Annotated in this window: 12 protein-coding genes; 5 read left to right on the top strand and 7 right to left on the bottom strand. The window is 58.7% G+C overall.

The window, feature by feature from the left end:
- Nucleotides 1-131 precede the first annotated feature (131 nt).
- The 3 genes from GQR90_RS01225 to GQR90_RS01215 all read left to right on the top strand — a co-directional run bounded on the left by GQR90_RS01225 (nucleotide 132) and on the right by GQR90_RS01215 (nucleotide 4,343).
- Complete coding sequence (locus GQR90_RS01225; protein WP_158772550.1) at nucleotides 132-2,129, top strand: BCCT family transporter; 1,998 nt, start codon at nucleotides 132-134, stop codon at nucleotides 2,127-2,129.
- A 386-nt stretch (nucleotides 2,130-2,515) separates the two neighbouring features.
- Nucleotides 2,516-2,992, top strand: a complete 477-nt coding sequence (locus GQR90_RS01220; protein ID WP_158772549.1) for a Dps family protein — start codon at nucleotides 2,516-2,518, stop codon at nucleotides 2,990-2,992.
- Nucleotides 2,993-3,230: 238 nt separating this feature from the next.
- Nucleotides 3,231-4,343 (top strand): App1 family protein, encoded by a 1,113-nt coding sequence (locus GQR90_RS01215; RefSeq protein ID WP_233266379.1) that lies wholly within the window; start codon nucleotides 3,231-3,233, stop codon nucleotides 4,341-4,343.
- 101 nt (nucleotides 4,344-4,444) lie between these two features.
- On the opposite strand, the gene GQR90_RS01210 is transcribed toward GQR90_RS01215, so the two are convergent.
- From GQR90_RS01210 to rmuC, 5 genes are all read right to left on the bottom strand, one after another.
- Nucleotides 4,445-4,918, bottom strand: a complete 474-nt coding sequence (locus tag GQR90_RS01210) for a DoxX family protein (RefSeq protein WP_158772548.1) — start codon at nucleotides 4,916-4,918, stop codon at nucleotides 4,445-4,447.
- An 85-nt stretch (nucleotides 4,919-5,003) separates the two neighbouring features.
- The gene (locus GQR90_RS01205; protein WP_158772547.1) at nucleotides 5,004-5,834 is read right to left on the bottom strand and encodes an HvfC/BufC N-terminal domain-containing protein; all 831 of its coding nucleotides are present in this window, start codon (nucleotides 5,832-5,834) and stop codon (nucleotides 5,004-5,006) included.
- Entirely contained in the window at nucleotides 5,831-6,757 is a 927-nt protein-coding gene (gene bufB / locus GQR90_RS01200; protein WP_158772546.1) for an MNIO family bufferin maturase, read from the bottom strand. The genes GQR90_RS01205 and bufB overlap by 4 nt, the downstream gene beginning before the upstream one ends.
- Nucleotides 6,758-6,847: 90 nt before the next feature.
- Entirely contained in the window at nucleotides 6,848-7,147 is a 300-nt protein-coding gene (locus GQR90_RS01195) for a BufA1 family periplasmic bufferin-type metallophore (protein ID WP_158772545.1), read from the bottom strand.
- Nucleotides 7,148-7,434: 287 nt separating this feature from the next.
- Nucleotides 7,435-9,180, bottom strand: a complete 1,746-nt coding sequence (gene rmuC / locus GQR90_RS01190; protein ID WP_233266378.1) for a DNA recombination protein RmuC — start codon at nucleotides 9,178-9,180, stop codon at nucleotides 7,435-7,437.
- 185 nt (nucleotides 9,181-9,365) lie between these two features.
- On the opposite strand from rmuC, the gene GQR90_RS01185 reads away from it, so the two are divergent.
- Together GQR90_RS01185 and GQR90_RS01180 are read left to right on the top strand one after the other, a co-directional pair.
- A complete protein-coding gene (locus GQR90_RS01185; protein WP_158772544.1) occupies nucleotides 9,366-9,929 on the top strand; it encodes a type 1 glutamine amidotransferase domain-containing protein in 564 nt (187 codons plus the stop codon).
- A 332-nt stretch (nucleotides 9,930-10,261) separates the two neighbouring features.
- A complete protein-coding gene (locus GQR90_RS01180) occupies nucleotides 10,262-10,636 on the top strand; it encodes a hypothetical protein (protein WP_158772543.1) in 375 nt (124 codons plus the stop codon).
- Nucleotides 10,637-10,725: 89 nt separating this feature from the next.
- Here GQR90_RS01180 and GQR90_RS01175 read toward each other — a convergent pair whose 3' ends face one another.
- The gene (locus GQR90_RS01175) at nucleotides 10,726-12,189 is read right to left on the bottom strand and encodes an aminoacyl-histidine dipeptidase (RefSeq protein ID WP_158772542.1); all 1,464 of its coding nucleotides are present in this window, start codon (nucleotides 12,187-12,189) and stop codon (nucleotides 10,726-10,728) included.
- Between the two features lie 340 nt (nucleotides 12,190-12,529).
- Entirely contained in the window at nucleotides 12,530-14,950 is a 2,421-nt protein-coding gene (locus tag GQR90_RS01170) for a GNAT family N-acetyltransferase (RefSeq protein ID WP_233266377.1), read from the bottom strand.
- Between the last annotated feature and the right edge of the window lie 159 nt (nucleotides 14,951-15,109).

Genomic DNA, 15,109 nt, shown 5'->3' with positions numbered 1-15,109 from the left:
GGCGACAGATCGGACGAGCAGAATCGGTACCTCCATCACACTCACGTAGCTCGTACGCACGGACAACTCACGACGCAGCTTGTTCAATAAGTTACCATTATCAACGAATAGGCAATCAGGGAGATAAATTTATGTCAGAAAACGCTGACCAACCTACGGTCGCGAAGCTGAATCCGCCGGTATTCTTTGGCTCCGCCATCATAATCCTGGCATTCGTGGTATTCACCGTACTCTGGCCAGATGCGGCCAAGGATATATTCGGCCACGTACAGACTTGGATCATCGACACGGTCGGCTGGTTCTACCTGCTGGCCATGGGTCTGTTCGTCATCTTCACGCTGGGTCTCGCCTTCTCACGCTATGGCGATATCAAACTCGGCCCGGATCACTCGGAACCGGATTTCAGTTACAAATCCTGGTTCGCCATGCTGTTCTCAGCAGGCATGGGTATCGGCCTGATGTTCTATGGCGTCGCTGAACCAGTGATGCACTTCACTGCACCGCCTGTCGGTGATGCAGGTACTGTGGAAGCCGCTCGCGAAGCGATGAAGACCACCTTCTTCCACTGGGGCCTGCATGCATGGGGTGTCTACGCTGTCGTCGCGCTGGCGCTGGCATATTTCAGCTTCCGTCATAATCTGCCGCTGCGCATCAGCTCTGCGTTGTATCCGATCATCGGCAAGCGCGTGCATGGTCCGATCGGCCACGCCGTCGATATCTTTGCCGTACTGGGTACCATGTTCGGGGTCGCGACCTCACTGGGCCTGGGGGTTCAGCAGGTCAGTTCCGGCCTGAACTATCTGTTCGGCATCGAGAATAGCCTGAACACCCAGATCATTCTGATCGCCATCATCACCTGCCTGGCGACCATCTCCGTGGTAGCGGGCCTGGACGGTGGCATTCGTCGTCTTTCCGAGCTCAACCTCGGCTTGGCACTGGCGCTGATGCTGTTCGTGCTGTGCGTCGGTCCGACCGTGTTCCTGCTGCAGTCGCTGATTCAGAACATCGGTGGCTACTTCAGCGAGGTCGTCGACAAGACCTTCAACATGTACGCCTACATGCCCGAGGAAGGTCCATCCAAGTGGCTAGGTGGCTGGACGCTATTCTACTGGGGCTGGTGGATTGCATGGTCTCCGTTCGTAGGGATGTTCATCGCCCGTGTCTCGCGCGGCCGTACCATTCGTGAGTTCGTCTATGGCGTGCTGTTCGTGCCGATGGGCTTCACCTTCCTGTGGCTGACCTTCTTCGGCGATACCGCACTGCATCTCCTGCTGACCGACACTGCGGGTGATCTGGCAGGTGCCGTTTCCAACGATGCTTCCGTGGCGCTGTTCAAGTTCCTTGAATTGTTCCCGTTCAGTGGTGTGACCTCCATGCTGGCGACGGCTCTGGTCGTGACCTTCTTCGTCACGTCCTCTGACTCCGGTTCGTTGGTCATCGATATGCTGACCTCCAAGGAAGGTGATGAATCACCGGTATGGCAGCGCATCTTCTGGGCCTTCACGGAAGGCTTTGTCGCGGTGGCGTTGCTGATGGCCGGTGGCCTGGGCGCTCTGCAGACGGCCTCCTTGGCCTCGGCATTGCCATTCGCCATCATCCTGATGTTCGTATGCTACGGCCTGCTCAAGGCGTTGCGTCTTGAAGGCGTGAAGCAGCGCTCCATGCAGCACCTGAGCAACACACCGGGCCACACGGCCGGTGGTGCTCGCAGCTGGCAGAAGCGTGTACAAACGTTGGTCGAGACACCACGTCAGAAGAATGTCGAGCAATTTGTCAGTGACATCGTGACGCCTGCACTCGCCGACGTAGCCACCGAGCTTGAAGCTCAGGGGCTGGACACGCGCATCAATAATGAAGATGACCGTAGCTACCTGCAGGTCAGTCATGGCACAGAAATCGACTTCGTCTATGGCGTTCGGGTACGCGAATATGCGGCACCAGCCTTTGCATTGCGCAACGTCAAGCGCAAGGGCTCAAGCGATGTCAAGCGCCAGCACCGCGCCGAGGTCTTCCTGCGTGAAGGCGGCCAGACCTACGACGTGATGGGCTATACCAAGGAGCAGGTGATCGGTGATGTGCTGGATCAGTACGAGAAGCATATGCACTTCCTGCACATGGCTCGTAACTGAGCAAGCGATCACTGACAGTCCCTTGTTGGATACCAATGTATTCGACAGCACTGTGAGAAACGGTACCCTGATACAGGTATCGTGATCGACAGCCAAAGCATCGGCTGTCGCAAAGACCCCGCCCCGTGCGGGGTCTTTGCGTTTATCGGCCGACCAACATCAAAACGATATGCTGCACCTGCCTTGAAAAGGCCAACCACATGCCTCATCTAGGTAGGAAGCGCCGTGATAGAAATCAACGATGAGGGCAATGCAGCAAATTCGTTACCCTCCTTGCAACGGCACGCTCTACACTGGTCTCATCGACGCGTCGTAGGCTCATCCCCTGCGTCGCCGGCCTATCTCACAGCGCCGGTTAATTTCATATTCCATAGGGAGAGTCATTCATGTCCACCGATACCAATGCCATTGGCCTGCACACGTCAACCGCCACTCAGTTGGCCGAACACCTCAACATTCTGCTCGCCAACTACCAGACCTTCTACATGAACGCGCGTGGTTATCACTGGAACGTGAAGGGCAATCAATTCTTCGAGCTACATGTGAAATTCGAAGAAACCTACACCGACCTGCTGACCAAGGTCGACGAGATTGCCGAGCGCATCCTGACCTTGGGCCACGAGCCGATGCACGCCTACAGCGACTACTCTCGCGTGGCGACCATCAAGGAAGACACTCACGTCAGTGATGGCATCACTTGCGTCAAGGGTCTACTGGCAGGTTACAAGTCACTGATCGAACTGCAGCGCGAGATTCTCTCCGTGGCGTCTGATGCCGACGATGAAGGTACCGCCTCGCTGGTTGGCGACTACATCCGCGAGCAGGAAAAAACTGTCTGGATGCTGTCTGCCTACCTCGGCTGATATCGTTTTGGCCAGGATCACTCGGCTGCACAGCGTTGATATTCGACTCTGACATTCAGTTCCAATATCCAGCACTACACGGCCGAGCTCCACCGCCAGGCATCGTCAGAGCAAGCGCCGCCTTCTTCCCCCGTATTCTCACGGAGGGCAGAAGGCGGCGTTGTAGTTATGACGCAGAAAACAGAGGGATGACCTGTACCCGGAGCGGATCATCTGGCCGATATTCAAGGAGGAAAGCATGTCATTGCCACTGACACGTCTGTTACGCAAGCTGCTGCATGTGGCCGCCAAACCCATGCGTCACTCACAAGGAAAAGACGGCTGCGTCATTCATGCCTACCGTGGCTATGGCTCTCGCAGTGAAGTTTTTCTGATGGGTCGTATCTTCCAGCAGCCCGGTTCACGCAGCCAGCTCGCACCAGGTGCTGGACGCGACCTGATGGATGTTGCTCGTCGCATGCTGCGCTGGGGCAAGGGCGGCGTGGAAGTAGACGTCAGTCTCGGTGATAACCACACGACCGTGACCACTGATCGTGATGGCTACTTCAGCGTGCATCTTCCTCTCACCTCATCTCTCGCGCATGAAGGCCAGTGGCAAACGGCCCAACTGATCGCGCGCCCGCCGAAGCAGGCTGCGGTGGAGGGCGAGGCACAGATCTACCTGCCTCCCGCCAGTACCCGACTAGGTGTGATCAGCGATATCGACGACACCGTGATGCATACCGGTGTCGCCAACAAACTGAAGATGCTTTATCGGTTATTTATCGAATCTGCCGAACGCCGCATGGCCTTTCCCGGCGTGGCGGCGCTTTATCAGGCATTGCATGAAGGGTCTGATGGCCAACAGCAACGCCCCCTTCTCTACGTCTCTCGTGGACCGTGGAGCATCTACGAAATGCTCGAGGTCTTCTTTCAGCACAACCGCATCCCCGTCGGGCCAATACTGTTCCTGCGCGAATGGGGTCTGACGCTGCAGCGCCCACTGCCCAAGCGCTCGGAAGACCATAAACAGGCACTGATCGAGAAGATGCTCGATCTCTACGATGAAATGCAATTCCTGCTGATCGGTGATAGCGGCCAGCATGACCCTGAAGTCTACGCTGATGTCGTGCGCCGTTACCCGGGGCGTATCTGTGCGATCTATATCCGCCAGATCGGCGATTCCAACTCGCGCAAGACCGAGCTGGCCACGTTAAGCGAGGAGCTCTCAGCGCTCGGCTGCGACATGCTGCTCAGCACTGATAGTCTCGATATGGCGCGCCATGCATACGCCAATGACTATATCGATGCCGCCAGTGTCGAGATGGTTCGCGCTGAGATTGAGCACCAACGCTCAGATGAAGCTGCTTGAGACACTACGTCTCAATACGCAGGTGACTCCTAGACGTCAGAAAGCACAACGGAGACCCATGGGTCTCCGTTGTGCTTTCTGACGAATGACTGCTCGGCACATCAGCCCTGACGTGCACGGATCAGATGATCCAGCGACAGGCGTCCCGGACCCTGCAACACCAGCACCAGCAAGCTGGCCAACCACAGACCATGAGTAACCCAAGCTTCAGGATAGACGAATAGCTGAATGGTCAATGTCATGACAGCCAGTCCCAACGCTGCAAAACGTGACCCGAGGCCCAGCCACAACATCAGCGGGAAAAAGTGTTCGGCAAAGGTTGCCAGATACGCCGCCAACACGGGCGAAACCAGCGGCAGCGCGTATTCATACTCGAACAGGAAGAAGGTGCTTTCCTTGAGGGCGAAGCCGTCGACCTTGGTTTGTGCCGACATGAAGAAGACGGCGCCAACAACGATCCTCATCAGTATCAACACGACGTCCATGCGCAGGTTTTCCAGCCACCTGAATACGTTCAGCAATTGTCCTGCAATTCCCGTGTGAACCACGGGCGTCGATGATGACTCAAGGCTCATGATGAAACCTCCAGTAATTGCGCCTGCGCGCGGAATGGCGTGGCATGGAACATCCAGAAATGTCCGGCCGCATGGAAGAATTCGGTCAGTCAGTCAAGCATGTCGGATGATCGGCAAGAGATAGCAATGCACCGCTGCTCAATACCGGAGCCAGCAATACCCCGAGATCTTCCTCGGGGTATTGCTGCGCGAGGTTCTCGGCGGCATCCGCGAGGGTGTCACCTCGCATCAGTGCCTTGAGCAACACGACACTGGCAGCCGATATCGTCAGTACCTGGACCTCAAGCACCGGCCGGGTAATCAAGAGCGCCTGAGGGCGTTCGACATCGAGCCCTGACAAGGTGGCCTGTGGCTGCTGATGACGCTGCCATATCTCCAGCACTGCGTGGTCGAGCTGCAGTAACCTGGCAGCAGGATGGGCTGTGAAACGTAGCTCCATCAGTGATTCTGGCGCCAATGAGGCCAGCTCAGCTGGCGCCAGAGGTTCGGCATCCGCTGCGTGGTACGCCTCGAGCCGTGCCGCTTCCAGGCGCGCCAGATCCACGGCGTAGAACGGCAGTTGTTGAGCCAATGCCTGGCCATTCGCCACCAGTATGGCCAGCGTGCTCTGCAGCGTTTCATCGAGGCCGCGCCCGTAGTGCATCATCAAGGGCGATTCCGGCAGGTGCTGATGGGCATGATCATGCGCCAATGCCGCAAAGAAGCGCTCACCGACGACCTGACGGGTCACGGGATACGCCTCTTCCAACGCTGCGATAAGGCTGGCCCAGACGTTGTTACGATAGACGTCCAGCCGCTGCTGATGTGCCGCTTCGATTCCCACCAGCCAGACATCCGGCTTCCCAAGCGCTGACACGAAGTCTTGCTGCCAGCTGACAAGATCCCCGGAGGGAAGCGCCGGTTCCGAGGCACTCATGAGCGACTCTCCTCGCGCAGACAGACGACAGCCTGCGTCGAAGATGCTTGCATCAGCGTCCGGGCGCGCGCTGCCTGACTCAGCAATACCTCCAGCTCAGGCACCTGGGTATCCCATTCGATCAGGGTCGGGCGTGTGCCGATCCGATCGATGAAAGTGGCATAGAGCGCCCAGACCTCATCGCTGACCAGTGCACCGTGGTTATCGATCAACAACCCCTCGTGCTCATCCTCGATATGGCCTGCCAGATGGATCTCTCCCACGGCTGAGGCCGGTATGTCCTCAAGCCAGGCAACAGGGTCCACGCCGATATTGTGTGCGGAGACAAAGACATTGTTGACATCAATCAGCAGTCCGCAGCCGCTGCGCTCCACCAGCTGGTTGAGGAAGTGAGTTTCAGGAATCAGTTCGGCACCAAGCGCCTGCGCATCGAAACGCAGATAATGCGCCGGATTTTCAATCAGCACCTGACGGCCCAGGGCGTCCTGCAGCCGTGCCAGGTTATCGCTGACCCGTGCCAGCATCGCGTCTGTCAGCGGTACCGGCAGCAGATCATTGTAGAAGTGGCCGCTATGGCCGGCCCAGGCCAGGTGTTCTGACACACTGGCGGGCGGGTGGCGCTCACAGAGCGTCTTGAGGCGTGCCAGATGCGCAGCATCCAGCGGTCGATCCGAGGCCAGCGACAAACCCACACCATGAATGGAGAGTGGATATTCGTCCAATGCATCCAACCGTGCGTGAGGAGCCCCGCCAGCGCCCATGTAGTTCTCGGCATGTATCTCGAGAAACCCCAGCACCGGGCGTGACGACATCAACTCACGAACATGCTGCGCCTTGAGGCTGATGCCTATCGCGGTGTCATCCAGTGTGGATGGCGCGATATAGACATCGGAATGACCAGCGAGTCGTTGTTGATTGTGCATGTAGACCTCTGAAATCTGCTGACGTCCGGTGGACGATGGTGAATATGCCACCGGACGTCGGTCGCGGATCAATTACCCGGAACCCAGTGCTTAGCCTTTGATTTCTTCCAGGCTACCCATGCCATTCGGCGTTTCGATGGACGTGCAGGTACCTTCCGGGACGAGCTTCCAGGCATTGCCCTGGTAGTCAGAGGTGGACGTACCGGCACAGGAGGTGCCCGGGCCCGCAGCGCAATCGTTTTCACCGGTCAGCGACACGCCGTAGCACTTTTCCATGTCGGCAGCGTGAGCCGGAATGGAGACGACAGCAGCAGACAAGGCAACAGCGGTACCGAGTGCTGAAGCGAGTGCAAAAGCGGTCTTGGCGGACTTGTTGGACTTGGTAGACATGGGTACATCTCCTGAGAAAAATGCTCATTGATGAGCCAAAAGTTATTAATGTGTCACTTTCACCCCATCACTGCGGGCTCAATCCAACTTACGCGGGGGTACTGGAGATGGATGCAAAGAAAACGCTAATTTTTTGCATCGCCTCGATAGTCCTCCAGCAACGCCACTTCTCGATGGGCAATATCAAGATAGCGCTAGCTTGCGTTGGCCTTTCCGACGCAACCAAAAACGGCCCCCTTTCGGGAGCCGCCATGAGAATGTCTGCAGGAAAGAGAAAGCAAGATGCGTCAGAGGGTATCGCCCTGCCACTTGCGCTCAAGATGCTCCCAACGGGAGAGTGATGACGCCGAATCCTGCGATGCTGATGGCTCTGGCTCGTCATTCGCCATCGTCTGGTGCACAGAGTCTGACACCGGCGCCTCCTCGTGCCGCGCAAGTACTGCTGTTGGCGATGACGCTGTCGCGGATGGGGACGCTGCCTCTTGCGCCTGAGCAAGGTGAGAGGTTTCCCGCGACTGACGCACCAGGGCTTCTGGCAACGGCTTCTTCATGCGTGCGCCCAACTCCTGCAACTCCTCGGCGCGACTGATCAGATTGCCCCGCCCACTGGCCAGACGCTTCATGGCCGTCTCATGGGCTTCACGAGTACGGCCTAGCTGGCTCCCCAGCTCTTCCAGCGACTCGGCCAACCCGCGGAACTTGTCGAGCAGTGCCCCTGCCCGTTCACCGATCACTCGGGCATTGTCATTCTGGCGCTCAAGGCTCCACAGGCTGGCCACGGTGCGCAGACTGGCCAACAGCGTGGTTGGCGTCACCATCACGACACCCTGCGTAAAGGCATCCTGAAACAAGCTGTCATCGTGCTCAAAGGCCAGTGCAAAGGCCGGCTCCATCGGCAAGAACAGAAATACGAAGTCCGGTGAGGCCAACCCATCGATGGCCGGATAGTTTCGTCGCGCCAGCCCTGTGACATGCCCACGAACCGAGGTCAGATGCGCCCGCAACGCACGGCTACGGCTGATCTCATCATCGGCATTCACGTAGTCGGTATAGGCCTTGAGCGAGACCTTGGCGTCGATGATCAGATGCTTGTTATCGGGCAGATAGACAATGGCATCCGGCCGCTGACGCCCACCCTCGCCAGTAAACGACACTTCACGTTTGAACTCGATGCCATCACGCAGTCCGGAGCGCTCCAGTACCGTCTCGAGAATCATCTCGCCCCAGTTGCCCTGCATCTTGCTGTCGCCCTTGAGTGCGCGCGACAGATTGGCGGCTTCTTCGGTGATCTGGCGATTAAGACCTGCCAGTTGATCGAGCTGACTCTTGAGGCTGGTGCGCTCACGCACTTCCTCGCCATGCAGCTGCTCAAGGCGCTGCCGGAAGTCGCCGACCTGCTCACGAAACGGCTTGAGCAACTGTTCGAGCTGGGCACCACTGGACGCTGTAAAGCGCTGCTGACGCTCTTCGAAGATCCGACCGGCCAATTGCTCGAATTCCTGACTCAGCCGCGCGCGGGCGTCGTTGAGCAGCGCCAGTTGCTCGGCATGATGGCCGGCCTCTTGTCGTTGGCGAGTCACGAGAGCAGCGTGAGTTTCACGTAGCTCGCTATAACGCTCGGCCAGTGTTTCCAAGCGCTCGTCTCGCTCCAGGAGCTGTGCCTCCAGCACCTCTTGCTGACGCGTCAGGCCACGCACCAGTGTCTGCTGCTCACTCAGGGCACGCGCTTGCTGATCCAGCCGTATCTGAAGAGTCTCACGCTGCTCCATCAGCTCATCGCGTGTCTGACGCGCCTCTTGCAATGCCTCACCGACATGGCGTTGCTGCTGCTCGACCAGTGCTTCACGCTGGACTGCCTGTTGTTGCGCCTCGCGCGTCTGCTCGAACGCTTCCTGTGTCTCGTCAACACGCACTTCAAGCACATGAACATTCTCACGCGCACGCCGCCAGCCCAGCCCGGCAACCAATGAAAGCATCAACAGAATGCCAAGCAACAGCCATAACAGCGCGACAGATTCAGAAAACAGCGACATCGGGCACTCCGCGGCCAAGGAAGAAACACGAGGGCTCAGCCCCCTTGAAAGTCAGTATCGCGCATCCATGTCTTGAGTGTCAGGGCGAAATCGGGTGAGTCCCCACCTGCCACAGGGTGTAGGTCGGCTTACCGTCAGCTCGCCCCTCTCGCTACCAAGACCCGCATGAAGGGAAGGAGATACGTATGGCTCAGCAACTGCAAGGCAAGCGCGTCGCCATTCTCGCCACGCATGGCTTCGAAGAATCAGAATTGGCAGTCCCTCGCGCTGCACTCCAGCAAGCAGGCGTGGAGGTTCACATCGTCTCTCCACAGAAAGACGGCATTCGTGCTTGGGCAGAGACCGACTGGGGCGACACTTACCAGGTCGACAAACTGCTCGGTGAAGCCAGCGAGCACGACTATCACGGTCTGGTGCTGCCAGGCGGCTTATTCAATCCTGACACCCTACGTCAGGACGAGACGGCACTGAACTTCGTATGTGCCTTCTTCCAGGCCCACAAGCCCGTCGCCGCCATCTGCCACGCACCTTGGATACTGATCAATGCTGGTGTCGTTGAGGGACGTCGGATGACCTCATTCTCCTCTGTCGCCGAAGATCTCAAGAATGCCGGCGCCCAGTGGGAAGACAGTGCGGTCGTCTGCGACAACGCACTGGTCACCAGTCGTACTCCAGAAGATCTGGATGCCTTTACTGCCAAGCTGATCGAAGAATTGGCCGAAGGAAAGCACCAACACCAGCACGCGTAATCCCTTGAGGTAAACGCTGGAATGCTGCATCTGACGCGCCCCTGCCGCTCTGGCAAGGGCGCGTTGTCGTTCAGGGATTCATTGCGCACCGCACTTTCCCGAGCTTCACTTGTGCTGCTATGCACCTGATGGCATCACCTCTTCCAAAAACCATCTTGCAAGCAGTCACTTACACCACAGACACCGGATGACGCCAGATAGCGACGGCATTGCAAGACCTCAGCAAGTGCATGTCATATTAGGAAACGCTTTTCGTAAAACACCGGACAACCCGATATCCTGATAGCAGGGATCGATAAGGGTGACTATCCGACAACACGGGAGACCGCCCCATGTACACCACCATATTGGCACCACTACTGCTGGGTCTGGGACTGATGCTAGTCGTCGCCGCACCCACCGCTGCGGATGACCGCCAGCGCCACGGCAACCAGGCACGTGGCAACGACCACAGCGTACGACACAGCACTCCCAGCAGCCGCCACGAGGCCATCAAGCGCCGCCACCTCAAAATGTTTGATAAGCCACGCGTGGTAGAGCGCCGCTACTCTGAACGCCGCGACTACGAGCACGACCGTTATCAGCCACGTCCTCGTTATCGCGAACCTCAACACCAGTACCATGAGTCTCTCCGCCATGATTCGCGTCGCTATCACCGGAGCGGTACAGGGATCGGGATACCGGCAATACGCATCAATATCAATTGATGATGAGAGCTGGTATTACACGAAAAACGACAACGCCTCACCGGGCTAACCGGTGAGGCGTTGTCGTTTTTCGTGATACTAAAGGCTGCTCAAGCGCCCTTGGGTCCTGCCAGCTCCGTAATCAAGCCTTTGAGCACCTGCCAGAACTCGCCAACCGATTCGACCTCAACCCGTTCGCTGGGCGAATGCGCGCCGCGAATCAGTGGCCCGAAGGAAATCATCTCGAGCGCCGGATACTTGGCGCCAAGAATGCCGCATTCAAGCCCTGCATGAATCACCTTGATCTCTGGTACGCGGCCGGTCACCGCTTCATGCAGCGTACAGAAGCGCGCCAGCAGCGCAGCCTCGGGCACCGGTTTCCAGCCCGGGTAGGCATTTTCAGCCACGGTGGACGCCCCTATCAGCCCAAACAAGCCGCGGATGCGCTGCTCCATCATGACTACCGCATCATCACGCAGTGAGCGTACCAGTGCGCATAACCGGAAATGACCTTCGCGTAGCTGGACCACACCAAGGTTATTCGACGTTTCTACCACGCCCTCCACCGCGGCACTCATGCGTTCCACGCCATAAGGTGCAGCATCCAATGCGGCTATCAGCTGGTGACTATCAGTGACCGACAAGGCACTTTCGGCGTTGCTGCGACCCAGCGTGAGCGTCACCTCGGGGTCAGTATCACGCAACTCATCACGAATCTGCGCTTCGAAGGCGGCCAGACGCTGGCGAGCAATGGAGACATGCTCATCAAACAGCACCAGGCTCGCCTGTGCCTCACGCGGCAGTGCATTACGCAATGTGCCGCCAGACCAGCTCACCAGTCGGGGGGAAAACTCGGCCAGCTCTACCAGTGCCCGAGACATCAAGCGATTGGCATTGCCACGACCGCGATGTATGTCCAGCCCGGAATGACCGCCAACCAATCCGCCAATGGTGATCTCCAGACCCGCCTCATCCTCACGCAATGAGGAGGTGGCAAACGCAGCGGAGACGTTGATATCCGCACCACCCGCGCAACCGATATACACCTGCCCACGATCTTCGGAATCCAGGTTGAGCAGATAACGCCCATCAAGCCAGCCTTCGGCCAGGTTCAGCGCGCCGCCCATCGAGGTTTCTTCCTCGAGGGTGAACAGCGCCTCAAGCGGGCCATGCACCAGCTCATCATCTTCGAGCACGGCCAGCGCCGCTGCCACACCGAGGCCATTGTCAGCCCCTAGAGTCGTACCGCGTGCTTTCAGCCAGCCGTCTTCCAGATAGGTATCCAGCGAGTCACGCGTAAAGTCATGTGCAGAGCCACTGGCCGCTTGAGCCACCATGTCCAGATGGCCCTGTAGCACGATGCCAGGGGCCTGTTCATGGCCCGATGTGGCTGGCTTGCGCAGACGCAGATTACCGAAGCTATCGCGATCATGTGCGAGGCCGCGCGACGCTGCCCAGGCAATGAGGTGAGCTACCAATGCCGCTTCGTGTCCGGAAGGACGCGGGATATTGCAAAGTGTCCGGAAATGCCGCCACAGGATAGCGGGTTCCAACGAGTCGATATGCTCATTCATGGCGAAAGATTCCTATTCATGTCTCACCAGAGCATACGTAACACGCGATAGATGTGGCTAGTCATTGGCGGCTGCTGTCGATCAGCGAGTGCGAATATGCAAGGATGGCAGTAGTGGATCTTCCCTTTGGCGATTCACGCTTGTCGCCGAAAAATCTGCCTGAACGCCAACTCAGGCCGTAAATCCGTGCCATCTTCCCTACCCTCAAGCCTCGGAGTCCTTATGCCACGTCACCTACTGCTATTATCCGTGATCTCAACCATTGCGGGCCTCTTGATGCTGAGCGGCTGCTCGCCGATCCCTGATCTGCCCGGCCCGATCGGCATTCCCGGCCTATAGATCACGGCTGGCTCAACGGAAAACACTCGTCAGCCATCAGCTGTCCCGCCGTCACGCGACACCAGCGATCACGGGCTTTACGGCCATCAAGTCCATTGGTGGTAGCCCAGTGAATAAAGGCCGGAGCATCCTGTCCCTTCAACGCCAATGTCAGTCCATGGCGCATCTCATCGCTCAGACGTGCTGCACTCGTATCATCATTGAGTGCAGCCGTCAGCCAGGGACGAACCAACGCCACCCCTCCTCCTCCACGGCGATACCAGTCGAGACGATGGTGCACTTGCTGCTGGCCGTCATCAGAGCAAAAATCGCGGTGGCTGAGCGGTCGTTGCTCAGATTGAGCCAACTGACTCACCAGCTCGCTTGGCAAGCCCGATAACTCATGCGCCAACAAAGAGGGCAGCAGAGACTGAAAGTCAGCCTGCAATGCCGAGAGCAATGGCGTCGCTTCGAACGCCAGCGCCCTGCCCATCATGATGGCATGTTCACCGCTTGCGGCATCTCGCTTGAGCCCCAGTCGCAGCGGCGAAAACCCCTGCGCCTGCCAGAACGCCATCAATCCGGCCTCAGCCCCAAAGCTGGTACCCAGTCGCGTAATACCGCTCGACAAGGCCTTTTTCTCCAATGCCTGTAACAGTCGTGCGCCCTGTCCGTGCCGCCATAGCGCAGGATGGACCGCGATACGTAGCACGCGCCACCAACGTGCTTCGGCGGCCGCCTGGTGCCCGGCATGAGCCGCCAGCGACTGGGCAAGCAGATGCCCACGCGGCCGCCGCTGACCACTCCAGATCTCTTGCGCGAGTGCTGTAGGAAATCCTCCCTCCTCTACCGCGGCCACTACGCCAAGCCATCGTGTGTCGCCTGCGCCTGCCTCAGCTGCAGGGTCATCACCCTGAATGCCCAACAGGGTAAGCCCAGGGGTATCGAGTAGCTGACGTAGATCAGACGGCGTGGTGCGGTAATGTGCCTGTACCAGCAAGCCAAACAGCTGCGTCAGTGCCGCCTCATCATGTGCCAGACATTCACGATCAAGCGCTACGACCTGCGTCTTCGCCAGCCATGATGAGGCCTTCGCGGCCTCAACCTCGTACGGTTCAGCGGCCAGAAGCAGCAAGTCACTCGTCAGGTGTTCGAGTGGGTCATTCAGCGCCCAGCGCACCGGCGCATTCATCTCCAGTGCCTGCCAGGCAGGGCACTGACGATCGAGATGCGCGCGAAAGCGCAGCTGGAAGCCACGACCGGTCCCCTCGTAGCCATGCACGGTGGTCGCGAAGGCGATACGCGGAAAATGCGCCAGATAGTCTTTCAGAAGCGGCGTGGGGATCGCCGCGGCTTCATCCACGTAGAGACGGGGAATGGCGGCCGGAAGACGAGATGTCGCGACCTGTATTTCTGCGAGCGCCACCGCCAAGGCATCGGGAGCAATGAAGCGCAGCGTCGCAGCTGGGCGCTCGCCCTGTGCAGGGAGGCGGAAGTTATTTCCCTCTCGCCGACCATCAGGCAACAACGCTGCCAGCCGTGCGAAGATGGCCAGCACCGCAGCAGGGCGCGGCGCCGTCAGCCACACATCTTCACCGGCCATCAGGCAACGTGCCGCGGCGATACCCAGCGCTGCGCTCTTGCCGCGCCCGCGGTCCGCACTGATGACCAGTGGCTGATGAGGCGCAAGCGCCGCCAGCGCTGCCACCCCCTTGCCTTGATCTTGCGTCAAACAAACAGCATCCCTTGCCTCGACATCAGCGCTTGAGTCATCGCATGCCGTCACTGCTGCAAGCGAAGGCGCCTCTGCCATAGGAAAAGTGCCTATATCAGCAGCAAAGGCAGCAGAGGTGACAGAGGTGACAGAGGTGACAGAGATAGCAGAAGACTCAAGCGGCAGCTCCGGCAACCGCCCCAGTGGCAGTTCGGGAGGCAATGCCTCTGCCTCAGGCCAGCACATGACCGCTTCATCGAGCTGAAGCCGCCGTGCAAGACGCGCCAGATAACGTGTCGGCAGGTGCTCACGCGCTACCGGCCAGTGCGCCAACCGCGCATAGTCGGCATCGGGGAGAGGTACAGGGTCAGCGGACGACCACTCGGCCGGCGTCAGCAACACCAGCAGGCCACCGGCTTTCAGCGTGCCGGAAACAGCCCCGAAGGCATCGGGATCAAAGCCGCTATCGACACTTGCCGCATCGAAGATCACCAAGGTTTGCTCACCGCCAAGCTGAGTCGCCGCCTTGGCCATCGGGAGGTAACGGACTGCTGAGCGGCTTGAGAGGGTGTCACCCTCCACGACGCGACCTCCCAGCCATAGTGGTGGGCTTGCATCACCAGGCCAGGCATCACACAGCGCCAAGGCACGTGACTGTGCCATGGCCATTGGCGCACTGATCCAAAGGCAGGCTCGATGCTGACGGGCCAGCAATCGTTCATGCAACATCCGGCATCCGCTTTGCAGAGCAGGCTGGTCTATCGCGGGGGCGTCAGTCATAGGGAGAGTCGTCATGGAATACAGCATGCCGCATGGTAGCGAACCAGACCAGAAGGTCATTCTAGACGGCTTGTCGAGACAGCCCATGGCAGAGAAAACCGGCAGCGA

This window comes from Cobetia sp. L2A1, assembly GCF_009796845.1.
Classification (GTDB): Bacteria; Pseudomonadota; Gammaproteobacteria; order Pseudomonadales; family Halomonadaceae; genus Cobetia.
The sequence above is the reverse complement of the archived record's forward strand: the minus strand, read 5'-3'. Positions and strand labels throughout refer to the sequence as shown.